The organism is Desulfosporosinus sp. FKB (assembly GCF_002196705.1).
Classification (GTDB): Bacteria; Bacillota; Desulfitobacteriia; order Desulfitobacteriales; family Desulfitobacteriaceae; genus Desulfosporosinus.
This window is the reverse complement of record NZ_NADJ01000035.1, coordinates 61,843-84,943: the sequence shown is the minus strand read 5'-3', so window position 1 is coordinate 84,943 and position 23,101 is coordinate 61,843. Positions and strand designations below refer to the sequence as shown.

General features: G+C 42.4%; 23 protein-coding genes, 1 riboswitch and 1 other annotated feature. Of the genes, 18 read left to right on the top strand and 5 right to left on the bottom strand.

All coding sequences use genetic code 11. The features are described from left to right. Window positions 1-96 precede the first annotated feature (96 nt). Together B5Y67_RS13620 and B5Y67_RS13615 are read right to left on the bottom strand one after the other, a co-directional pair. Window positions 97-738, bottom strand: a complete 642-nt coding sequence (locus B5Y67_RS13620; RefSeq protein WP_088226978.1) for an HAD family hydrolase — start codon at window positions 736-738, stop codon at window positions 97-99. Window positions 739-754: 16 nt separating this feature from the next. Beyond that, entirely contained in the window at window positions 755-1,444 is a 690-nt protein-coding gene (locus B5Y67_RS13615; protein WP_088227052.1) for an ElyC/SanA/YdcF family protein, read from the bottom strand. Window positions 1,445-1,806: 362 nt separating this feature from the next. Here B5Y67_RS13615 and B5Y67_RS13610 point away from each other — a divergent pair, with 362 nt between their 5' ends. Both B5Y67_RS13610 and B5Y67_RS13605 read left to right on the top strand, forming a co-directional pair. Then, window positions 1,807-2,424, top strand: a complete 618-nt coding sequence (locus B5Y67_RS13610) for an SGNH/GDSL hydrolase family protein (RefSeq protein WP_242975971.1) — start codon at window positions 1,807-1,809, stop codon at window positions 2,422-2,424. Window positions 2,425-2,553: 129 nt separating this feature from the next. Further along, window positions 2,554-2,801: a binding site (T-box leader), on the top strand. A 113-nt stretch (window positions 2,802-2,914) separates the two neighbouring features. Then, entirely contained in the window at window positions 2,915-4,048 is a 1,134-nt protein-coding gene (locus tag B5Y67_RS13605; RefSeq protein WP_088227050.1) for a bifunctional 3-deoxy-7-phosphoheptulonate synthase/chorismate mutase, read from the top strand. A 148-nt stretch (window positions 4,049-4,196) separates the two neighbouring features. On the opposite strand, the gene aspD is transcribed toward B5Y67_RS13605, so the two are convergent. Next, entirely contained in the window at window positions 4,197-5,843 is a 1,647-nt protein-coding gene (gene aspD / locus B5Y67_RS13600) for an aspartate 4-decarboxylase (RefSeq protein WP_170932693.1), read from the bottom strand. A 439-nt stretch (window positions 5,844-6,282) separates the two neighbouring features. Between aspD and B5Y67_RS13595 the strand changes: the two genes are divergently transcribed. From B5Y67_RS13595 to B5Y67_RS13560, 8 genes are all read left to right on the top strand, one after another. Further along, window positions 6,283-6,813, top strand: a complete 531-nt coding sequence (locus tag B5Y67_RS13595; protein ID WP_088226977.1) for a hypothetical protein — start codon at window positions 6,283-6,285, stop codon at window positions 6,811-6,813. A gap of 202 nt (window positions 6,814-7,015) precedes the next feature. Then, window positions 7,016-7,645: a hypothetical protein gene (locus tag B5Y67_RS13590; RefSeq protein WP_088226976.1), complete on the top strand. Its 630-nt coding sequence runs from the start codon at window positions 7,016-7,018 to the stop codon at window positions 7,643-7,645. A gap of 62 nt (window positions 7,646-7,707) precedes the next feature. Beyond that, window positions 7,708-8,328, top strand: coding sequence for a DsbA family oxidoreductase (locus tag B5Y67_RS13585; protein ID WP_088226975.1), 621 nt, complete (start codon window positions 7,708-7,710; stop codon window positions 8,326-8,328). Between the two features lie 126 nt (window positions 8,329-8,454). After that, window positions 8,455-9,366 (top strand): uroporphyrinogen decarboxylase family protein, encoded by a 912-nt coding sequence (locus B5Y67_RS13580; protein ID WP_088226974.1) that lies wholly within the window; start codon window positions 8,455-8,457, stop codon window positions 9,364-9,366. A gap of 379 nt (window positions 9,367-9,745) precedes the next feature. Continuing rightward, entirely contained in the window at window positions 9,746-11,041 is a 1,296-nt protein-coding gene (locus B5Y67_RS13575; RefSeq protein ID WP_088226973.1) for a phenylacetate--CoA ligase, read from the top strand. Window positions 11,042-11,268: 227 nt separating this feature from the next. Then, window positions 11,269-12,141, top strand: coding sequence for a GNAT family N-acetyltransferase (locus B5Y67_RS13570; protein WP_088226972.1), 873 nt, complete (start codon window positions 11,269-11,271; stop codon window positions 12,139-12,141). 40 nt (window positions 12,142-12,181) lie between these two features. Next, on the top strand, window positions 12,182-12,958 hold the full coding sequence (locus tag B5Y67_RS13565; RefSeq protein ID WP_088226971.1) for an NRDE family protein: 777 nt from the start codon (window positions 12,182-12,184) through the stop codon (window positions 12,956-12,958). 178 nt (window positions 12,959-13,136) lie between these two features. After that, window positions 13,137-14,732, top strand: coding sequence for an ASKHA domain-containing protein (locus B5Y67_RS13560; protein WP_088226970.1), 1,596 nt, complete (start codon window positions 13,137-13,139; stop codon window positions 14,730-14,732). Here B5Y67_RS13560 and B5Y67_RS13555 read toward each other — a convergent pair. After that, a complete protein-coding gene (locus B5Y67_RS13555) occupies window positions 14,727-15,728 on the bottom strand; it encodes a methyl-accepting chemotaxis protein (RefSeq protein ID WP_088226969.1) in 1,002 nt (333 codons plus the stop codon). The two genes, B5Y67_RS13560 and B5Y67_RS13555, sit on opposite strands and share 6 nt — an antisense overlap. A 275-nt stretch (window positions 15,729-16,003) precedes the next feature. Here B5Y67_RS13555 and B5Y67_RS13550 point away from each other — a divergent pair, with 275 nt between their 5' ends. After that, window positions 16,004-16,468 (top strand): MarR family winged helix-turn-helix transcriptional regulator, encoded by a 465-nt coding sequence (locus tag B5Y67_RS13550; protein ID WP_088226968.1) that lies wholly within the window; start codon window positions 16,004-16,006, stop codon window positions 16,466-16,468. Between the two features lie 40 nt (window positions 16,469-16,508). Here the strand turns inward: B5Y67_RS13550 and B5Y67_RS13545 are convergent, their stop codons facing one another. After that, window positions 16,509-16,916, bottom strand: coding sequence for a hypothetical protein (locus B5Y67_RS13545; RefSeq protein ID WP_088226967.1), 408 nt, complete (start codon window positions 16,914-16,916; stop codon window positions 16,509-16,511). A gap of 286 nt (window positions 16,917-17,202) precedes the next feature. Here B5Y67_RS13545 and B5Y67_RS13540 point away from each other — a divergent pair, with 286 nt between their 5' ends. The 7 genes from B5Y67_RS13540 to B5Y67_RS13510 all read left to right on the top strand — a co-directional run bounded on the left by B5Y67_RS13540 (window position 17,203) and on the right by B5Y67_RS13510 (window position 23,062). Beyond that, on the top strand, window positions 17,203-17,472 hold the full coding sequence (locus B5Y67_RS13540; protein WP_088226966.1) for a hypothetical protein: 270 nt from the start codon (window positions 17,203-17,205) through the stop codon (window positions 17,470-17,472). 229 nt (window positions 17,473-17,701) lie between these two features. Continuing rightward, the gene (locus tag B5Y67_RS13535; RefSeq protein WP_088226965.1) at window positions 17,702-17,992 is read left to right on the top strand and encodes an autorepressor SdpR family transcription factor; all 291 of its coding nucleotides are present in this window, start codon (window positions 17,702-17,704) and stop codon (window positions 17,990-17,992) included. Further along, window positions 17,979-18,641, top strand: a complete 663-nt coding sequence (locus B5Y67_RS13530) for an SdpI family protein (RefSeq protein ID WP_088226964.1) — start codon at window positions 17,979-17,981, stop codon at window positions 18,639-18,641. Before B5Y67_RS13535 ends, B5Y67_RS13530 begins: the two co-directional genes overlap by 14 nt. A gap of 138 nt (window positions 18,642-18,779) precedes the next feature. Further along, a riboswitch (purine riboswitch) is annotated at window positions 18,780-18,881 on the top strand. A 156-nt stretch (window positions 18,882-19,037) separates the two neighbouring features. Further along, complete coding sequence (locus B5Y67_RS13525; RefSeq protein ID WP_088226963.1) at window positions 19,038-19,841, top strand: FAD binding domain-containing protein; 804 nt, start codon at window positions 19,038-19,040, stop codon at window positions 19,839-19,841. Continuing rightward, window positions 19,826-20,275 carry a 2Fe-2S iron-sulfur cluster-binding protein gene (locus B5Y67_RS13520; protein ID WP_088226962.1) on the top strand — a complete coding sequence of 150 codons (450 nt, stop codon included), beginning with the start codon at window positions 19,826-19,828 and terminating at the stop codon, window positions 20,273-20,275. The genes B5Y67_RS13525 and B5Y67_RS13520 overlap by 16 nt, the downstream gene beginning before the upstream one ends. A 15-nt stretch (window positions 20,276-20,290) precedes the next feature. Continuing rightward, window positions 20,291-22,573 carry a molybdopterin cofactor-binding domain-containing protein gene (locus B5Y67_RS13515; RefSeq protein ID WP_088227048.1) on the top strand — a complete coding sequence of 761 codons (2,283 nt, stop codon included), beginning with the start codon at window positions 20,291-20,293 and terminating at the stop codon, window positions 22,571-22,573. A 153-nt stretch (window positions 22,574-22,726) separates the two neighbouring features. Beyond that, a complete protein-coding gene (locus B5Y67_RS13510) occupies window positions 22,727-23,062 on the top strand; it encodes a MazG-like family protein (protein WP_088226961.1) in 336 nt (111 codons plus the stop codon). Window positions 23,063-23,101: the final 39 nt, after the last annotated feature.

Genomic DNA, 23,101 nt, shown 5'->3' with positions numbered 1-23,101 from the left:
GGGGTAGAGCCCATCCTTCAGCGCGATAGCATTTGTTATGGACTAGGCGCTTTCGTCACCGAAGCCCCGATGTTCAGCTTTAGCTGAACGAGTTCACTACGTTAATTGCTCGATCCATTGTCTAAAAGAGTCTACATTTGTGAAACAGATAGATGGCTTTAACTCCATCACTCGCTGGATCTGAGCTGTATTAGCCCAGACTGCTCCGACCGAGAATGTACCGACATTTTTAGCAGCGATGATATCATAAGCCGTATCACCAATATAAGCAACTTCAAAAGGCGAAAAGTCCCAGGCTTGGAGAATCTCCTGAATGTGTTTAGGTTTATCCGCACCCTGCTCTGATCCGGTAATTACTAACTCGAAATATCGGCCCAGACCTGAATGTTTTAAGGAGATAGACATACTTCCGGGACCTTTGCCGGAAACGATAGCCAGCTTAATTCCCCGCTGCAAAAGCAATTCCAGGGTATCCTCTATCCCGGGGAAAGGCTTGGCAAATTCAGTGTGGGCTTGATCGTATTCTTCCAGATAATTCTGGAGGCCTTCCTTCCATCTATCAGGAAGAACTTTTTTAAAAACCCCTTCTTCTGAAGGCCCAAACAGGGCGGCGATTTCCTGATCGGAATATTCGCGGCCTAAATATTTTAAAAGGACCTTGCGGAAACCTGTATAGCAAACGGGCAGCGTATTGAGCAAGGTCCCGTCTAAATCAAAAATGAATCCTTTAAGTTGCATCGCCAGACTCCTTTCGTTATTTATCATCCGTTGCATCGCCGTTGCCAAAAACGGGTATTGTGTCGCCTAAAAACGTTGGTTTAGGTTTAAATACTTTGACCCAAAGAAAATCTTTGTTCCGAGCAGCAATTTCTCTGAGGTTGTAAGCGGTCATAACTTGTCCGTAATCGTGCTTGTCGGAAGCCACTCCATAGGCTTCAAGTCCCATTTCCCGAGCGAGAAAAACTGCGCGCATGAGATGATATTCCTGGGTTACGATGATTACCTTGTGAACTTCAAAAATATCCCGGGCGCGATAAATGCTTTCGTAGGTACTAAAACCTGCATGATCCATAAAAATGTCCCGGCTTGATACGCCTTTATTCATCAGATAGCTCTTCATAGCATTGACTTCATCATAATTTTTCCGCCCATGGTCACCGCTGACTAATAGCTTAGGCGCTTTGCCTTGTTCGTAAAGTTCATATCCTTCTGTTAGACGGTCACCAAGCATAGGTGACGGAGTTCCGTCTGGAGCAACATATGCGCCTAAAACAAGAATGGCATCTACAGAAGGAATATCTTTTAGGTTAAGGATGTAGTTCGAGCCGACCTTCTCGACATACTTGTTTACAGCCAGAGCCGTGCTCCCTAAAAGCACTAGAATGACAAGAAAGAGGCTGACAAATTTAGCCAGACGGACTCTTAGTAATTTGACTTTTTTCATATTGAACAATCCTTTTTCTCTCGAACTTGACATAATATCATAACTCCCCTTAGTATGTCGCCAATGTATCAGGAAATTTCTTCAGAAACCTTTTTACAGCACTTATGTATCACTTTTACTTTACACTATTTTCCTTTATTAATCTATTACTATTAATTCATAGATATCTTCCATAGTAAATTAATAATCGAGCAAGTATTATCTCTTACAGAAAGCCGACAACGGGAATTTCTTGCTTCACTTCAATATCCTTGATCAACTCGCGGAATTTAAGGCAGGGTTTAAAGGAACTCTGTAAAATATTGATAGTTACATATTTGGATAGTACAATTATTCTTAAGGATTATAGGGGGATATGGCGGTTGCATTTATCCAATCGTAAGACTCCCGCTTTTACAAGCGGGATTGGTTCAGAAATGAGGTATAAGGACATGAAACTTGTTGCTATTGGCGATTCGATTACTGAAGGTTATCCTTTCAGCCGTCAGGAATCCTGGGTTGAATATCTGGCTGGGGAATTAAAATGCGAGGTAATAAATCAGGGTATTAATGGGGATTTCACCAAAGGGATGCTCGAACGTTTTGAACAAGATGTACTAGCGTTCATGCCCACTCATGTCATTGTCCTTGGGGGGGCAAACGATGCCTATGAGGAAGTAAGTCTGGATCAAGTAAGCGAGAATTTTAGGCGCATGATTGAATCGAGTCAAAGGAAGAACATTATCCCTATATTAGGTTTGCCAACCCCCTCATTGTTACCTGAAGAAGAACGCTTTTTAGTGGACTATCGAAAATGGTTGGTTGAGTATGCAGCCGAAAAATCAATCTTCGTGATTGATTTTTATTCTCCTTTTCGTCTTAGAATCAATAGGGGTCAAGCTGCTGAACTTTTTGTTGATGAAGTCCATCCAAGTAAAAAGGGATATATGTTTATGGGAGAAATTGCTTCCCAAACGTGGAAGAAGTGGAAAATAATTTAATCTGGGGTATCCTTATATTTCCTTGCTTTGGTGGTATAACTAAAGTAAGATCATCAAAGAAGCCGGGAAATTTATCTAGAAATTTACAAAAAATTAATTTGAAATTTAATGATTGGAGTGCTATGATTGTATAAACCGTTGATGGGGAAGTAAAAGCGCACACCAACCTCTCAGAGAGTCGAGTACGGTGGAAACTTGACAGGTATTGGAGCGAGTAAATGGGCCCCTGAGGGCGAAGCGAATCGGCATTAGCCGTAGTAGTTTCCGACGCTAAGCCAGCGTTATAAGGCGAAGGGTGTGATGGCACTCTGCATAAGAGGATGCATGAATTTGTGCATCAATTAAGGTGGTACCGCAGATTAACGTCTGTCCTTATTATTAGGGCAGGCGTATTATTTTTGAGTCCACTCTCGGTCTCAGAGATTATACGCTGTCTGAGACGTGCAGAGAAATTACCCGCAAATTTTAAATTTGAGGGAGGAAAATGATGATGAAAGACTTGAAATTAGCAGGACTTGACTCGGAACGAAGCATCATTGAGGTGGACGGAGTAAAAATAGGCGGAGAGGAAATTATCTTGATGGGCGGACCGTGTGCCGTTGAATCAAGTATTCAGATGCAGGAATCTGCTGCATCTGTAAAAAAAGCAGGAGGGAAAATTCTGCGTGGCGGAGTATTTAAACCTCGTACCTCACCATATAGTTTCCAAGGATTAGGCTTGGAAGGCGTCAACTACATGGTCCAGGCCGCTAAAGAGTATGGTTTACTCTGTGTCACTGAAGTCGTTGACACACGAAGTTTGGATTTAGTGGTTGATAAGGTTGATTTGCTGCAAATAGGCGCTCGCAATATGCAGAATTTCGAACTTCTTAAATTAGCCGGCAAGGTTGATAAACCAATTATTCTTAAACGGGGCTTATCGGCAACGATTGAGGAATGGCTGCTGGCAGCGGAATATATTTTATCAGCGGGTAATCCCCGTGTGATTCTCTGTGAACGTGGTATTCGGACCTTTGAACCCAGTACGAGGAATACCTTAGATGTAAGTGCCGTAGGAGTGGCTAAAGAACTCTCTCACCTTCCGGTCATTGTTGACCCGAGTCATGCTGCAGGGAGAAGGGACTTAATTTCTTCCTTAGCAAAAGCTGCTATTGCTGCGGGAGCAGATGGGTTGCTGATAGAAATGCATCCTAACCCTGATGAAGCTGTAAGTGATGGACCTCAGTCACTTACGCCGGAACAATTTTTGGGTTTGGCTCGAGAATTGGGCGGGGTTGCCCGATCGGTCAGGAGAGCTTTTGACATGGGAACAGGTGATTCGCTTGAAGCGCTGCGTTCCCAGATCGATAAGATTGATCGCGATATAATTGAAGGTTTAGCGGAACGTATGCAAATCGTCAGGAAATTAAGCGATCAGAAACGGCTGGATCGAGTGAAGGATGTTAGCAGAGAAAAAGAGATAATCCAGCGTTTAATGACTTTGGCTGAAGAGCTAAATCTGCCTTCAGACTTAATTAAGAAGATTTACCCCTTAATTTTCGAGTATGGCGTTCAAACTCAGATAAAAAGCAAATTGCAGGATGAAAAAATTGACTCATCCTTCTATAATCTGGGGAGTAAATAGTGTAGTCTAGGTTGAGAAAGTGATAAATTTTTATATCAGCGTAAGAGAGAAGGCTTAGTTTAGTTTCTGAACTAAGCCTTAGTAAAGCGTGCTGCTGCAGCCGGCAAGAGGAAAGAAGACGTCACTGTGGATTACCTAAAACTAGGTACTAGGACTTTTTATCTTTTTGCCCTCTCCAGGCGCTGGCGTACTTTTCAAAGGTCTTTTTAACCGTTGTTCCGATTTCGCAGTAGGCCTCATCATTTAAATTTGCTAAAGAGGTTCGGATTGACCATTCGGGACCGCCAAACCCGCCGCCGTTTAAGAGGACAATTGAAGATTCTTCAGCCAGCCGGAAGAGAATGTCTGTGGGTTCATAGATGGTTTGCAGGTACTTCACGAATTCGTCGCCATAGTTTTGTTTAGCCCAAATTGCTAAGTCAATTTGACTGTAATAGGCAGCGTTGTATGGATCATCGGGCAAGGAACGATCAAAGCCCTCAAACAACAATTTTTGGCGACGGCGGCAAATTTCCTGGGTCAATTTTTTATAACGATTTTCATGGTCAAGTAAGCAGAACAGCGCGAAAAGGCCCATTTGAACTTGTTGCGGGGTGGATAAGCCTGCTGTATGGTTAAGTGCTACTTGCCGGCTATCGGCGACCATACGATCAATAAAGCGAATTTTACTTGGATATAATGATACGCTCTCATAACGTTCGGCGAGTTCCTCGATTTTAGTGTGAGGAAGTTCGTGCAGTAGGTGATCGTAGACATTGTCCTGGTGCAAGGCGATAACCCCTAAACGCCAGCCTGTTGCCCCGAAATACTTGGAAAACGAGTAAACTCCCAGAGTATTAAAGGGTAAGTCTGCCATCAGTGAACGAAAACCATTAACAAAGGTGCCGTAGACATCATCGGTAATAATCATCAAATTAGGATTATGCAGTCGGACAATTTCTGTCAGATAGTCTTTGGATTCGGTCTTGAGAGCCACTGACGGCGGGTTGCTTGGGTTTACTGTAAAAAGAGCTTTAACATGAGGATCTTTCAACTGATCAAGTTCGGAATTTGGATACTGCCACAGATGGTTGCCTTCTTCATCCATCTCCGTGGCGTTTATTTTTATTACTTCAAATTGATAACGTGATAAATGCGGTATCTCTAAGTAGGGGGTAAATGTTGGGACCATGAGGGCAATTTTGTCTCCCTTTGACAGTAGTTTGTTGGCTATTAAGGAGTCAAAGATATAACACATGGCGGCCGTACCGCCCTCAACGGCAAATAAATCATAGCGACCGGCGGGGGGAGTCCCGTCACACATTTCCTGGATAAGGTAATTGTGAACCACCTGTTCAAGGTGTCTGAGCATACGATCCGGTACGGGATAATTATCTCCGACAATACCATCGACCAGTTCGTGGATCCAAGGGTCGGGCTCAAAGCCCATCGTTTGAGTTCCATAAGTGAGGACATTTTCCAGCAGTTTAACTCCAGGTGCCTCAGGATGTTTCTTAAGATAGTTTTTGAAGCGCAGAGCAATTCCCTCTTTATGAGGCATACCGGCGAGGTCCTTGTCTTTCCAGGTATTGCGGGTTTCTTCGATGGCAAAATGCCCTAAGCTAAAGAACGCTTCCCGGGGAGTAGCGGCAATCCAATTCGGGTTTCCCCTTCCCGCGTTAAGCATCGCCCATAAACTTGTGTCGTGATGTTTATCGGCGAGAGCGATTAATTTGTTTTTGAGTTCGAAGGGACTGAGGTTTTCGTACTCGATTTCCAGTTCTCGACGGGTCTGATCGTTATTAATAGTTATCATTCCTTCCATTTGTCATAGAATTAGTTTTGATTTTGCTTTAAGTTTTACTTTTGTTTATTAGATATAGATATTCTCCAAGTGGATTTAGCAGATAAAGATTAGGGTCATTATTTGATTCTAAAGGTACTCTGCGCGCTAACTAAGGCATTTATACACCTTTTTGTACTCTCAGACTTTTATGCCGCATAGCGGCACCACCGATGAATGGGAAATTTATTTCCCAGGGAAGACCCACATGCCGTTACGCAGCACTATCAGCTGATGATGAAAAATACTCAACAAGGGTAATGCTATTATTGTGGCTGTCGAAGATGGACGAACTGAAATGAAATTAAGTTGCTCTGAGCCAGTAAATTAAAAAATCTTAACAAGTTAGTCTTATCTTCTTAAACTTCTTTTAAGAAACCATGAGTATAATGGTTTCCGGAGGTGCAAAAAAATGGACGGATTTACATATGGCCGAACAAAATTCCCGCCTACGATCATTTACGTATTAATATGTGGATTTCTAACGGCGATATCATTTTGGGTTTCCTATCATGGGATAGCCGATTGGTCATTTAGGACGCAAAGAGGGTTTTGGAATCTCATGGGATTTTTCTCCTTGTTTTTCACGATGGGTTCTGTTTTGCTCTGGTTCTTGAAAAAGAGGATAATTCGTGGGAAACAAAGAGAACCTGGAAGTTTAGTTTGGGTGAACGGCTCAACAATAAAGGGCTTGAGAGAAGCACATGTCACTCTGGGATGGTTAGCTTTTACCTTTGGCCTTGGGCACAGTGCTTTTTATCTGGTTAATCTGCCGTCAAGAATGAATAATGTTTTCAGCGGTATTGTTGCTCTGGCAGGGATGATTCTCGTATTGCTCACGGGCATAATGTACAGGCATAAGATCATTAGTATGAAAACTTGTAGAATGAGCCATAGAGTAATCTCTTGTATCTTTGGTCTGCTAATTTTAGCGCATATTTAGAAACGATAACGAACTGGACATACTACCTCCAGTTCGTTTGTTTCTGCGATTAAACTTCTTTTGCAAAAAAGGAAGGAATTATTAGGGCAATACCGAATTACTTTAGCAAAAATAGTTGAGAATAAGCCAAATTTTAAGGACCTTAACTAACTCCGTTTTAACTATCCCGTAAGTTATCATAATTGAAAGGCGTGAAATTTAAATGTCACTAAAACCAAGGCATATTTATTCTGAAGAGTGGAGTCCTTCGCAGGAGCAGATTAACAGTATCTTTCCGCTGGATAAGATAACCTTAGAAATTGGCAGGAATCCTGGGCTTAAGGTGTTTCGTGATGAGGAGATCAAGACGAAGTATCCTGCTCAATATAATATCTCTGTGCAAGCAAGGGCTTATAGCTTGGGATTAGTTGAACTGCTGCATGAATATTATGAGTCTAATAAAGGGAAGCCTGAACTTGGTGATTTAATTGGCGTAGAATTACCACAAATTCTTTGGGAAGATAGTTTAGGTTATGAAGATAAGTTGATCACTCTGCATATTTCCAAACTCAATAAGCAAGAAGTCTTTATCAATGATATTGTTCTCGTCAAAAATGAAGATTTTGATATTCTCAGCGATGAATTGATTGATCAAGTACTTAATAATTTAAGAGTTTTTGCCAAAGAACAAGGCGCCAGGTATTTATCTGGTTATGCCGCTAATCGCAGTACTTTAGCCCTCTTCAAAGGCAAAGGATTTCAAGAAGATAAGCGGGAGAATATGGGCAATGATTATCTCTGGAAAATTGCGGCATTGACCGGAGAGCAGATGCCTTTTTATACTGAACTATAAAGTGTCAGTAATAAAGGATAATATGGTTTGCCAATATTCTTGAACTAAAAGGAGATTAAATAATGGCCAACAAAATTACTGTTTTTTCGGATTTCTTGTGACCCTTTTGTATGATTGGGAAAGTCCCCCTTGACCAGTTGGCCAAGGATAAAAATTTGGAAGTAGAATGGAAGTCCTTCGAATTAAGGCCGGAGGGAGTGGAAATTCCGCCTAAACCGCCTGAGTATCTGGAACGGGCGAAGGCGGGCATTGAAGCTATGGGACGCAAATATGGCATAAAGATGGTATTTAATGATAAAAGCAAGCATTCCCGGTTGGCTTTGCAAGGTGCAAAGTATGCGGAAGAGCATGGGAAGGGAGATCAGTATCATAACATTGTGTTTGCGGCCCAATTTCAACAACAGAAAGACATTAATGATCTCGAGGTATTAGCAGATTTGGCCGGAGAAGCCGGACTTGATCCGGAACAATTTCGGAAAGCATTGCTCTCGAAGGATTATGAACCGGCGGTTTTGCAAGATTTAGAGGAAGCTCAAGACTTGAGAATCCCTGGGGTTCCGTATTTTGTTGCTGAAGGCGGGACTGCTTTTGGGGTTCAAAGTTACGAGGATTTGGAGAAACTTGTTTTTGGCACAAAATTAACCTCTGATGGGCTTTCCCTGGATTTGAAACTCAAAGAATAAATACTATAAATTTGCCTATTGTCATGTTCAGATGTGAGCGACAATCAAAAAAGGCTGCAACGAAAAAACGAGGCTGCAAGAGAATTTTTTGCAGCCTTGAAGTTTAGCTTGAGAGGATGTAACCATGTGACAAAAGTTGAACGAATTTTGGCGGCAATAAACTTTGCAGACGTGGATCGTGTTCCCAATGGAGAGTTTAATCTCGATGACAATTTTGTGGCTAAGTTACTGGGCCTTAGGAATGATGTGAGTTTTGAAGACAGGGTGGAGGCTTGTGAACGCTGTGGACTCGATGCTGTGGCTTTTGGCTTGGAAAATGAATCAGGAAACCAAGCCCGAGTTTGGGCAGAATTAAAACGTTGGAGAGACGAAACGGATTTTTTTATTTTTGCCCTTATTGATGGCCCGTTCCAGGGAACGGCTAAACTTTTTTCATCCTTTACCAATTATCTGTTAGCCATTGCTCAAGGGGATCCGATAATTCCGGAACTCGTCCAACAGGTGACAGCGACAAACCTCGAATTGGGATTAGATGCCTTAGCACTCGGCGCTCATGGAATTATCATAGCGGATGATATTGCCTATAATGGAGGGACATTTGTGTCACCGGCTGCTCTGCGCCTGAATTTTTTTCCTGGTCTCAGAGAACAGGTTAAAATGATACAACGTGAAAAAGCTCCGGTTTTCTTCCATGCGGATGGAGACTTAAGAAAGGTATTACACGATATTATAGATTTAGGAATAAATGGGCTGCATTCTCTTGACTTTCAATCATTAGAGGAGATATCTGAGGTCAGAAAGGCAACGGAAAATCGGGTCTGCCTCATGGGTGGTTATGATCTAGGATGGTTTGAAGAGGAGAAGAGAATAGAGAGAGCCTATAATTTGTTAGAGGTGACATCCAAAGGAGGGGGATACATCTTCGGCAGCAGTGCCGGTATCCTTGGAAGCGCTCAAACTCCCCAAAATGTTCTTGAAGTTTATCAATTTGTAAATACCTATCAAAGCACTCGAGTGATGAACTTACATAACTCTTAGATACCCTTGGTGTCGATGCTGGCGAAAGGATAGAAGTGAACTCGCTTACGCTAAAGCTGAACATCGGGATTTCGGTGACGAAAGTGTCTTGTGGACACTTTCCCCGAAAGCGCCTAGCCCATAACAAATGCTATCGCGCTGAAGGATGGACAATAGGTACAAAGTTGGGTAGAATAGTGATGTAGAAGTTCTGTGATCCTTTCACAGGTGTAGTAAGGTAGAATGTCATGAAGAGAACCAGGGGAGAATGTTGGATAATTAGTATTGGAGGATGGTTGAACATGGGGTATTCAGCGCTGTTAGTAAGCTATCCTTCTGAGGTAGCTTTTTTTGTTTTTAACAGGAATTCTCTAAGATAAGCAGAAAGGTTGGTTATTTTGTGATCTGGAACAAAGAGCAAGAATGCATGAACCGACGTCAGCTTAAAGAACTGCAATTGGAACGTCTGAAGTGGACAGTGAATAGGGTTTACAATAATGTTCCGCATTATCGGGCGAAATTTGATGAATTGGGAATTAAGCCTGAGGCTATTAAAGCCTTAGATGACCTAAAGCACTTACCTTTTACCACTAAGGTTGATTTAAGAGATAACTATCCCTTTGGACTTTTTGCTGTTCCTCGTAAGGATATCATTCGTGTGCATGCTTCTTCCGGTACCACGGGACGGCCTGTTGTTGTAGGATATACAGCCAATGATCTGAAGACCTGGACCGACCTTACCGCACGAATGGTCACTATGGCGGGAGTTACCTCCGACGATGTAGCTCAGATCGCCTTTAACTATGGTCTATTCACCGGCGGATTTGGGCTGCATTATGGTTTGGAAAGGGCGGGCGCTCTTGTAGTTCCAGTTTCGGGCGGGAATACGGAACGTCAACTTATGCTCATGCAGGATTTTGGCACGACTGTTCTAATTTCCACGCCAAGTTACTCTCTGTATATTGCCGAGGTGGCAGAAAAGATGGGCATTGATATCTCTGCTTTAAAGCTGAGGATAGGCCTATTCGGAGGCGAACCATGGACAGAGGAAATGCGCAGGGAGATTGAAACCAGACTTCACATATCGGCTTCTGACAATTATGGACTTAGTGAGGTCATGGGGCCGGGAGTAGCCGGAGAATGTGAGTTCAAATGCGGGCATCATATTGCAGAAGATCACTTCATTGTTGAGACAATAAACCCTAAAACCGGTGAAGTTCTCGAGCCGGGTCAAGAAGGGGAATTGGTTTTTACCTCTTTAACTAAGGAAGCCTTTCCTGTAATACGTTTTCGAACAAAAGACATTTCGCGTGTCATCCAAGAGCCTTGTCAGTGCGGCCGAAGTACTGCCCGGATGCGCAAAGTTGTGGGCCGAACGGATGATATGTTGATTATTCGCGGGGTTAACGTTTTTCCGTCTCAGATAGAAAGTGTCTTGATGACTATAGAGGGCATCAGTCCTCACTATATCATTAATATTTATAAACATAATTTTTTGGATGAACTTGAAGTCGTTGTTGAGTTGACTCGGGAAGATTTGCTTGAACCTTATTCAAAACTTGAAGATTTTTCGGCTTACATTCGGCAGAAATTGCACGGTGTGCTTTCCATTAATGTACGTTTAAAAGTTGTTCAGCCGGGAACTCTTGAACGAAGTGCCGGAAAGGCCAAAAGGGTCTTCGATTATCGGAATTAGTATCCATATTGGTTAATTAAAGATCATATTGTTTCGGTTTACGTTAGATACGTAGAAAAATAACTTTACTAAAGAAGCATATCAATTCGTTATACATTGGTATGCTTCTTTGTTTTGATCCCATTTAGCAGCTAGATCTATTCTTGCTCATATATCTATAAAAACCTTATAATGATTAGAGAAAAAGATTGTATTCTTTACCTAGAGAATGATTATAAGGAGAATGTATGATTATCAAAAAATATCACAGTTTAAACGAGCCAGTTATGAGCCGGGTTTTAGAACTTGAAACTATTTGCAACGATTATGACCAGCTGAAGGGAAGTGTTTTTTTAGATACTTCTCTAAATTTTAACCAAGCAATCCCCGGCATTTTTCTTCTTTATGAGCGCCAAACATTAATTAGCATGTTATCGATGTTCATGCCAAGTCATTTGGAAGTCGAAATTTCAGCAATGACGAGACCGGAGTACCGGCAGAATGGCTATTTTACTGCTTTGTTGGAACAGGCTGTTGAAGAATTACGCAGCCACAACATCCCGGGAGTTCTTTTTGTCTGTGAAAGACCTTCAGACTCAGGTAACGATGTTCTTAATCATTTGAAAGCTAGATATGAACATACAGAATACTATATGAGTTTGGCCATAGGCGGACAATTAAATCCGGGAAAGCAGCGATTGTCTCTTGCTAAAGCTACTCTTCAGGACTTAGAAATACTTGTTCAGCTCAGCAGAGAGATATTTGAAGACAATTATGATGATACGAAGAGTCTAATCCAGAATCGCCTTAATTCGAAAACCCGAGAGCAATATCTAGTCACTGTTGATGATAAACCTATGGGAATAGCTTCAGTGAATCATTTGACTGTTGAAGAAGCCTCGATTTTTGGTTTGGGGATTCTGCAGGAATATAGGGGTAATGGTTATGGCGAAGAACTCCTGGAGCTCATTCTGGAAAACTTGTGGAACCAGGGTAAGCAGCAAGTAACTCTTGAGGTAGACAGCAAAAATGATCGTGCTTTTAGGCTTTACCAAAGGATGGGTTTTCGAATAGAGCTTGCCTATGACTTTTATCGCAAGCAAGTTGCCGAGTTTTGCTGACCAGAGTTTTAAGGAAGAATAGAACGGAGGTAAACTAACAGTGTGCCTTATAATTTTTGCCTATGACATTCTTCCCGACTATCATCTTGTTCTTGCGGCCAATAGGGATGAATTCTATTATCGTCCGACAGCGGCTGCGAATTTTTGGGAACCCGAATCCAAGATTTTGGCCGGGCAGGATCTGGAAATGATGGGGACTTGGATGGGGATTACCAGAGCAGGACGTTTTGCTGCTTTGACAAATTTTCGCGACCCTGCCTCACAAATCAGGAATCCAAGATCCAGGGGATTTCTTGTCAGGGATTTCCTGAGGTCTGAGGAGCCGCCTCAGAGATATCTGGAAAACGTTAACCATACCCAGTCTTTATATAATCCCTTTAATCTTCTTGTAGGGGATCTTTCATGTTTAATGTATTTCAGTAACCAAGGCCCTGTAGTTCAAGACCTAAAACCTGGATATTATGGCCTCAGCAATCATTTTTTGGATACACCCTGGCCGAAAGTTCGCAAAAGTAAAGATGCCTTGGTTAATTATTTGGAATTAAACCGTGAAGGAGTGATTGCTTCGGAGCGTCTTTTTGAAATCCTTGCCGACACCAACCCGGCTCAAGACGAAGAGTTGCCCGATACAGGGATAAGTCATGATCGTGAAAAGATGCTTTCGCCAATTTTTATTGCAGGAAAGGATTATGGAACCAGATCTTCTACTGTGCTCCTTCTTGACCGAAAACAAAACATGTTTTTTCAAGAAAGAAGCTTTTACGGAAATAGTAAGTCTTGGAGTGAAGTCATTTATCAGTTCAAATTAGACACATAACAACTATGAATTATTGTAGTTTGAAGTAATTGTCATCAAGTCCACAAATATAGTATTCAGATCGATAAATAATAGGAATATTTTCCATATCCTTATTTAAAAATGGTATACTGGTAGGAGAGAAACAAGAGTATTTTGGAGAAAATTCAAAATTGTTAGTAAGAAAGGTTTTGATCTAATGTCAAACCAACAAGATACCCCAGTTATTCTGGCTGATCAAGTTCAGACAACTCTTACTTACCTTGAACCACTTTCCCGGAAGGTATTTTTATCGCTTGTTCCTCCAAGTTCTTTGAATAACCGTGCTGATGTGGATCAAGTACGTCAGCAATTAGAAAACAATTTTAACCCAGTGTGTATCCCTTTGGCTTTAATGAGTAAAATTCCAAATCTCTGCCGTAGTTCAGAATGGCAAATAACGGCTACCTTGGCCGAAAAAGGTTTAGGCTGGGAGCTTATCGATATAGAACCAGGGAATAGGACTCAGGAGCAATTTGGTTTAGCCGTAGACATTGGAACAACGACAGTGGTTGTTTACTTAATTAACTTATGTAACGGAGATATTTTAGGGCATGCTGCAGATTACAACGGTCAGATAAGCCTGGGTGAGGATATTTTAAGCCGCATCCGTCAGGCAGCTGAGCCTGGTGGTATAAAACGTTTGCAAGCCCTAGTATTAGATACTCTTAATCGCTTAATTAGATCTGTCTGTTCTTCCTCTCTAAAGCCCTGTCAGATAACTGCAGCAGCTATTGGAGCTAATACTACAATGATTCATCTTTTGCTTGGCCTCGACCCCGCTTCGATTTGCCGTGCTCCCTATACGCCTATTGTTAATAATCCAGGTTTAATCCCTGCGGGTGAGCTTGGCCTGGAGATCCATCCCTTAGCGCCGATTTATTGTCTGCCTAGTATTGGCAGTTACTTAGGCGGAGATGTAATTGGCGGGGTTTTAGTCAGCGGCATGCACAGGAAATCTGATGTTTCCCTGTTTGTGGATATTGGTACTAATGGAGAAATAGTTATGGGCAATGAGGAATGGCTTGTGGCCTGTGCAGGAGCAGCCGGACCGGCCTTAGAGGGCGGGGTGACCACGTTTGGTATGCGGGCCGAGCCTGGAGCAGTCGATCATGTGGTAATCAATGGAGAGAGCGGAAGAGTTCACTATACAACCATTGGTGGAAAACCGGCGCGGGGAATTTGCGGTTCAGGTTTAGTGGATATTTTAGCAGAGCTTTTTTTAAACGGGATAATTGACCGGACAGCTCGCTTTACTGAGGGCAGAGAGGAGTTTGTCATTGTTCCTGCCGGAGAGACAGCTATGGGTAAGGACGTTGTTGTTAATCAGATTGATATTAATAACTTTGTGGCAACCAAAGGAGCTGTCAACGCGGCGACAGATCTTTTGCTGGAAAATGTAGGCTGTCCTTGGCAGGATATTGGCAATTTTTATGCCGCGGGAGCCTTCGGACAATACTTGCCGGTAGAATCAGCTGTTACGATTGGTCTTTATCCGGATCTCCCCCGAACTTCCATTATCCGTTTGGGCAACAGTTCAGGTGAGGCTGCCCGGCAGGTCCTGATCTCTCGCACAAAGCGTAATGAGGCTGAGGCTATTGCCTCTAAGGTGACTTATTTTGAACTAAATGCTAATTCGTCCTTTATGGAAAAATTCGTAAGCAGCAAATTTCTTCCCCATACGGAGCTAGACCGCTATCCGAGCGTTAGAAAGAAATTGGAAAGCCGACTTAATTCCTCTATGGATGTACTATAAGGTTTCACTAACGATGGCTGACCAATTTTTGCCTTTATAGGCGTTATAACCGCGAGTATGAGCGTAACCATAAATTTTTGTTCCTCTTGCATCCTGATCAAAAATGTAGCCGTAGGTTTCTCCTTTTATGGCAAACTGGGCCGCCTTAAGTTGTTTTAAATTATCGGTAAGGATTCCTTTGCGGCTCCGGCAGGCGATGACATAACCATCTTTGTTGATAATGAAAATATCCCCGTTCTTACCGATACGGGCAGAATCGATAATGTCGTAGATGAAATTCCAATTAAATCTTGTGGAGAAATAGCCTAACAATTGATTTTCCTCACTGCGAATAGGACAGGTATAAGCGACAGTATGCAGCTTGCTGACTTGAGAAAAATAAAGATCACTTACTGAGATGGCGTCTGCGGATCTAGCGTCTTTAAACCAGTCTTTATCGGACATATCTTCTCCGATAAGTTCATGATGAACACCGGCTGCAACGACTTTACCTTCTGTATTAAGCACATATAAATCGAGATAGACTTCATAGATATCAACAAGTTTTTTTAAAAGATCATTAGTTACGGTTGTCTGGTCGGTCCCGGTGGAACTCAAGCAGTTTTTTACCTTGTCAAATGTGGCCCATGCCTGAGCATCACAATTGCGTTCAAAAAGGTTTCGATCAATTTTATCGATTGTATCATAAGCTACATCCGCCGTTCGGACAGCCATGACTTCATTGGCTTTGGATTGAATGTTTTGGATAATCGTCGTACTTTCTTTCGTAGATGTTAAGCTTCGGGTGGCAAGTTTTTTAATTTCATCGGCAACGACGCTAAACCCTCGTCCGGCTTCGCCTGCTCGTGCCGCTTCGATTGCCGAATTAAGAGACAGAAGGTTCGTGTGTTGGGCGATTTGGCGTATGGAATCAATAACTTGGCTCATTTCCAGGTTGGCTTCTTTCAGTTCGTTAAGTAAAACAGAAGTATCGATACTTAGATTGTTGCTGGACATGCTGAAACACCTCACAAAAAAAATAGCCTACCTGGAAAGAATCAGGTAGGCTTCGTTGCCACGTTAAAATTTATTATATGACAGATGAGAAATTTTGCAAAGCATTTCTTTTAACTATTGAGATTAATAATATTTAGTGAGTTGATGTTTTAGCATAAGACACTTGTTAAAGTTAATTGAGGTGAGGAAGAATCATTGACAAATAAAAAGCCTCTGTATAAAATGGTTCAGCAAAGGACTATTTTCAGATGAACTATTTTATACGGAGGTGCCTTATGGATAATTCTAGTAGCAAGGTTAAACTCGCTGCCGAGGTTGTTCAATCGTTTATGGTAATCAGTAAAAAACTCGTCAGCTTCACTCAGCAAAATGCTTCGAGCTTGGGTTTAACGATCCAGCAAATGGGAATTATCAATACGATCTATACCACGCCTAGTGCCACTCTTAAAGCGGTCACTGAAAAATTGCAAATGTCTAAAAGCACAGTCAGTGTCAATGTCGAAGAACTTGTTAAGGCTGAACTTATTACGAGAAAAACAAGTGAAAATGATCGTCGGGAGATTAATTTAACCCTTACGCCGGAAGGGTTAAATTTAGCACAGAAATCTTGTCAGAATGCTTCATCTTATAAAGCGATGCAGTCAGCTTTAGAAAATATATCTGCAGAAAAAATCCAAGGTCTGCTGGAAACCCATCAGGAGTTATTGGCGAATTTACAAGAGTACAATATGTCAATCTAAAAAAGAAATATGGCTTCTTCGTAAATAGCAGCGTCAAAGCTTAATTGGGATGCTCGGGAGTGGGGACCGTAAAGGATAACCGGCTGAATGTCAGAACATCCTTGAATTCCAGAAAGTTATAGGAATTTTTTTGAGCATTTTCCATGAGTTCGGATAGGGGGGTGGCGGTCAGAATTACATCCTTAGGTTCCATCAGCTGGGCAACTAATTTAAAATGTTGGGTATTAAAACGTATGGCAATGTGTAAGTCATCAGTATATACCATTTGAAGAACGTAAGAGTCTTGGTGTTCTGTCGCAAACCAATGATATGTATAATTTGATAAACCGGCTTTATTTATGGCTCTAATCGTTTCCTTGAATTCTTTAACGTAGAGAATTAAGACATCGCGGCCGTTTTCGAGTTTGCCAAAGGCAGATTGTTCAGGTGTGTAAGCCTGAGTAAACATTTAAATCCCCCTTATAATAAATGCGAGAGCATATTATTCCTACTTAATTAAGCGGTTAAGGCTAGAGAATAAACACTCTCGTTTAGAATCAAGTACAGGCCTAGTTTTTCTCTAAATTCTATCATAAAAAAGATGCTTATGTGCAACTAATCTGCCGCTTTTCGCCAGATACTGATAAGTAAGAAGACAGTGTCTTCAAGCGGCAGCTAAGCATTCTTTAAACAGTATTTAAGGGTATTTAGATTTAAGTCGTTTGTCCAAATCTAATATATGGGGAGGGAGAATTATGGGAAATCCTTGTGGCACAACAAAGGCGAATATTTTGGAAAGCACAGAAATAGACGGGATGTCTGTATATTTTGGCACAGGTGTGAATCCGGTAAATTCACCGGCCCAGTTTTTCGTGGCCTGGGGTAAAGAGGTACTTGCTGATGGTTTAATACATACTTACAACATTAAGTCGGCTGAAAAGGGGATTGAATGGTTTAGCGATGAGGATGAGGCTGAGGCGAAATATTTAAAGATTCAGCGGCTTTTACTCGGCTGCTTGCTCTAACTCTCACCCAGCAGAGTGATTTATCCCTTGAAAAGGCGGTTAAGCTGACAAAGTTGCGCAGGGAAGTGACTAACGATATTGCTTGTATCCGGGGTGATGCAAGCAATATCGTTATTTTTTTGTAATTGGGAAAAAAGCCTTTTCATTTTTTTATAAAAGAGTATAATACATTTCAACAGTTAGATAATTATCTAAATATCTAAGGGGTTTATTGAAGGAGCGCGATGGAATGCTTAACCTACCATTTAAAGCACTGGCAGATCCCACAAGGCGGAAGATAATTTTGCTGCTCAAAGAACATGATATGACTGCAGGTGAAATCGCGGACCAATTTAATATGACGAAACCCAGCATTTCACATCATCTTAGTACTTTAAAACAGGCCCAGTTAGTGACGGATGAACGTAAGGGGCAAAACATTTACTATTCATTAAATACGACAGTTTTTCAAGAAGTTGTTAATTGGTTTTTTAATGCCGGTCATGTCAATGAAGGAGGAAACAACGATGAAGAACGTTAGCAGTTTGTTAAAAAAAGATTGGCCGATCCTGATCCTGATTGTTTTGGGCTTTGCTATGGGTATTTATTTCTATCCATCACTTCCGAACAGAGTTCCAATCCACTGGAATGCCCAAGGCCAGGTTAATGGTTATGGCAGCAAATTGTTTGGGACCTTTGGAATTCCTGTAATTATTTTAGCGTTGTACATTATGTTTGTGGCCTTGCCTTTTATAGACCCCAAACGAAAAAATTATCGTGCCTTTGAATCGACCTATCAGTTTCTCAAATATTTACTTGTTGTTTTTTTTCTGGGGATGCAATTAATTACCTTATTAATCGCCTCAGGTAGGGTTATGAATCAACCGGTTTTGATTCAGGTTATGGTATCACTGCTCTTCATCTTATTAGGGAATGTTATGGGCAGATTTAAGCATAATTATTTTGTAGGTATCAGAACTCCTTGGACTCTCGCCAACGAAGAAGTATGGCGAAAAACACATAGATTGGCGGCACCACTGTGGGTTTTTGGCGGAATTCTGAACATCCTTTTGGCTCTTGCCGGGATAACCTTCAATGGGCGTGGTTTTATTCTTATTTTAGCTATTATTGCTTTAGTACCCATTGGATACTCTTATTTAGTCTATCATAGGTTAGGTATTCATAACTAAAATAGTTGGTTGAGACAGTGAAACATTACGGTGGCCTAGTTACAATGAGCGCCAACAAAGATCGAACGATTCTTGCTGATTTTGTGGGATCGTTCGAAATACATATTGACCTGCTGCGAAAATTTTAGTAGAATAGCCCTTGTGATAATTAAATATGTTCATATAGTCGCAGAGATAGGGTCTGCAAGTTTCTACCGGACTGCCGTAAATGGTCCGACTATGAGCGAAATACCTGGCAAACGGATGCATTGTCTTGATGAAGGGCAAGTGTTATTAGTCGTTGGCTTTAAGCTCAGGCGGGCGAGGTTTCTCTCAGTGAATTTGAGTTGAAATCGCTCACCTGAGTTTTGTTTTGCAAATTGTTAGATGGTAAATGATCGAGGGGGGACTGACAAGGTGTTTACAGTACTTGATATGGCACAACCAGATAAGTTAGAGGAAGCCTTTGAGATTCTTGCGAAGAGAAAAAATAATACGATTCTTGGCGGTTGTGCCTTTTTAAAGATGAGTAAAAAGCGGATTGGAACCGGCATCGATCTTTCAAGACTGAACCTTGATTATATAAGGGAAGACAATGGGTTTATTGCAATCGGAGCTATGGCGACCCTCAGAGATCTGGAAACAAATGCCCTTTCAAGAGACGCCTTTGGCGGCATCCTTTCCCAATCGGTAAGGAATATTATTGGCGTACAGTTCAGAAATGGTGTTACTGTGGGGGCTTCGGTCTATTCGAGATACGGTTTCTCCGACCTCCTTACAGCCTTGTTAGTCTTGGACACCGAGGTCGAATTATATAATGGCGGCAGAATGCCCCTGCAAGATTTTTTACAAAAGCCTTATGAAAAAGATATTTTAGTTCAACTCAGAATTGAGAAAAGCCAAAGATCAGCCGCTTTTTCCAGTTTCAGAAAATCAGCCAGTGATTTTGCAGTTTTGAATGTGGCCGTTTCAAGTCTTGATCATCAATGGACCATTGCAGTTGGGGCAAGACCGGGAAGAGCAGTGATTGCAGAAACTGCTTCGAGAGCCTTAAGCCAAGGACATTTAAGCGCTGAGGAATTAGAAGCGGCCGCAAAAATCGCTGCAGATGAGTTATCCTTTGGAACCAATACCCGAGGAACAGCCGGTTATCGTAAAGCTCTTTGCCAAGTGTTGGTTAAACGAGGGATTATGGAGGTTTTACAATGCAAATCGAATTAATCGTTAATGATAAATCGGTAACTTGGGATATTGAAAAAGACGAGTTTTTAGCGGATACTCTTCGTGCACACGGGTTTCTTAGTGTCAAGAAAGCTTGTGATACAAGCTGCTGCGGATTATGTACGGTCTGGATGGACGGCAAACCGGTTTTATCTTGTTCTATTTTATCAATGCGGGCGCATGGTAAAAAGATCACAACTATTGAAGGAGTTGCTCAGGCTGCAGAGGAGTTTGCCCATATACTCACCGCTGAAGGGGCAGAACAATGCGGATTTTGCAGTCCCGGGTTTATTATGAATGTTTTGGCTATGAAAAATGAGCTGGACAACCCTACGGAAGATGAAATTATTCACTATTTAACCGGAAACTTGTGCCGCTGTACCGGCTATATGGGGCAGCTCCGAGCAGTCAAAACCTATCTGGGGGTGGCGTAAGTGCAAGAGGTAAGTTTGAGGAACGTCGGTCACAGTATTCCGAAAATTGATGGTCTGTCAATAGCTATGGGCAAACCTGCTTATACAGAGGATCTAGCCATGCCCCAGGCCCTGGTCCTGAAAATTCTCAGGAGTCCCCATGCTTTTGCCAAGATTATAAGTATTGATACGTCGAAAGCAGAGTTGGTTGAGGGCGTAGAGTGCATTCTTACTTATAAAGATGTACCCAAGGAGCGCTTCACTTTAGCCGGACAGTCTTACCCTGAACCTTCACCCTATGACCGCTTGATTCTGGAGAATGTTGTTCGTTATGTCGGCGATGAAGTTGCCATTATTGCTGCGGTGGATGAAAAAACAGCTCTGAAAGCAATGAAGCTGATCAACGTTGAGTATGAGGTGCTGGAGCCGGTTTTGGATTTTGAGAAGGCCATAGGCCATCCTTCAGTGGTTCACTTCGAAGAGGATTTAACCTGTAATTTTGATATCGGTTTGCATAAAGAACAGAATATCGTTTCTTCCCATGAACAAGCCGTGGGAGATGTCGAAAAAGTCCTAAAAGACTGTGAGTTCATTGTAGAAGATGTCTATTATCCTCAGGCCCAGGCCCACGCCATGATGGAAACCTATCGATCCTTTACCTATCAGGATCATATGGGGAGGTTAGTGGTGGTCAGCTCCACCCAGGTACCTTTTCATATAAAGAGACAATTGGCACGAGCCCTGCAGATTCCGGCAGCTAAGATTCGGGTTATTAAGCCGAGAATCGGAGGCGGGTTCGGGGGCAAGCAGACGGGAGCCGGAGATGTTTTTGCTGCTTTAGTTACTTTAAGAACGGGCAAACCGGCCATGATTATCTATGATCGCCAGGAAACCTTTAGTTGTACGACCAGCCGTCATGCCATGAGAATTAAAGTAAGACTGGGAGCTGATGCTGATGGATTTATTCGAGCAATTGATCTTGAAGTTTTATCGGATACTGGAGCTTATGGAGAGCATGCTTCTACTGTTTTAAGCTGTGTGGGGGAATATACGCTGCCGCTGTACAATAAAACGAAAGCTGTTCGGATTCGGGGAAACGCTGTCTACACCAATAAAATGCCGGCCGGAGCTTTCCGGGGATATGGTGCTACACAGGGAACCTTCGCTTTAGAATCAGCGGTTAATAAGCTCGCGGAACGTCTAGCCATAGATCCGACGGAGATTCGCCTGAAGAATATCAGCCAAAAGGGCGAGACCTTTCTGACTGGTCATGGGGTTCAGCTTGGCAGCACGGCCTTAGACCGCTGTATTAAAAAAGGTCGAGAGATGGTCGGCTGGAAGGAAAAATTTCCGCGCCAAACGATGAGCGGAGCAAAGATCAGGGGAGTTGGTATGGCTATCACTATGCAGGGCTCAGGAATAGCCAATATCGGCACGGCTTCCGCTGAGATACGCCTAACTGATGATGGAAACTTCGCCCTGCTTATTGGGGCAACGGATATGGGAACTGGCTGCGATACGATCTTGAGTCAAATGGCAGCTGAAGTTTTAGAAGTCCCTCTGGACAAGATTTACGTCAGTGCGGGGGATACGGACACTTCTCCTTTTGATCCCGGTTCCTATGCCTCAAGCACAACCTATTTAGCCGGCACTGCGGTTATTAAAGCTGCGGAAGAGTTAAAAGGTAAAATTTTAGCTCAAGGCGCTAAGTTTTTGGGAGTTTCTAAAGAGGACGTTATTTTTGAAGAACTTTCTGTGCGCAGGATTGGCGGAGAGGGAGAGATCAGTCTCGCTAAAATTGCCGAACAAACGATTTTAGGGATGGGAAATCTTCAGTTGGCAGCAATGGCAACCCATGGCAGTCAAATTTCTCCGCCTCCTTATGTGGCAGGATTTGCAGAAGTGGAAGTAGATGTGGAAACAGGCAAAGTTGATTTAATCGACTATGTTGCCGTTGTGGATTGCGGGACGATGATTAATCCTAACTTGGCTCGAATTCAAGCTGAGGGAGGAATTGTCCAAGGAATAGGTATGGCTCTTTTCGAAGAAGTTCGATACAGTAACTTGGGCAAAATGGAGACGAATACCTTTATGCAATATAAGATTCCCTGCCGCCAAGACGTCGGAAACGTTCGCATTGCTTTTGAAGAAAGTTATGAACCGTCAGGTCCCTTCGGAGCGAAGTCTATTGGAGAGGTTGTGGCTAATACACCGTCTCCAGCGATCGTCAATGCAGTATATAATGCAGTCGGAGTTCAAGTTCATCATTTGCCTGTTACTCCGGAGAAGGTCTTTTTAGAAATGCTGAAACAGCAGTAAGAGTAATTATGTCTGAAATTGCTTTGCTTCGACAGCAAATGACATGATAATTTGCTGTCGACAAAGAACCTTAGGTAGAGCTAATGCGTTCATTCCAGAAGAATGGTATAATAATTAACAAAGGGATTGATGGCGGGGAGGTGCGAGAGTGAAATGGATCATAAATCGGGGAAAGAACAATGTGCCACCAAAACTGTGACCCTGCCGCGCTTGAATCGCTTGAGCCCCTCTTTGGAGAGTACGGCGTTAAAGATTATGGAGGAATCTGGAGAACTTGCCCAAGCAATTGGTAAATTCAGAGGACTAAGCGGTGAACGACAACGTCTCGAAGAAGAGGAAGCCATGCAACGAGTAGCTCGTGAGTTGGTTGATGTGGCTCAAACTGCTGTTACCATGATGTTTGTTCTTGAGGAACAATATGGAATCAATTTGGAGACTATTTTGCAAGAGCATATCATGAAGCTGCGGCATAAGGGCTATTGTGATTAGCGAGAAGCTTCGGGGAGTATCTTCCTCAGGCTCTCTCGC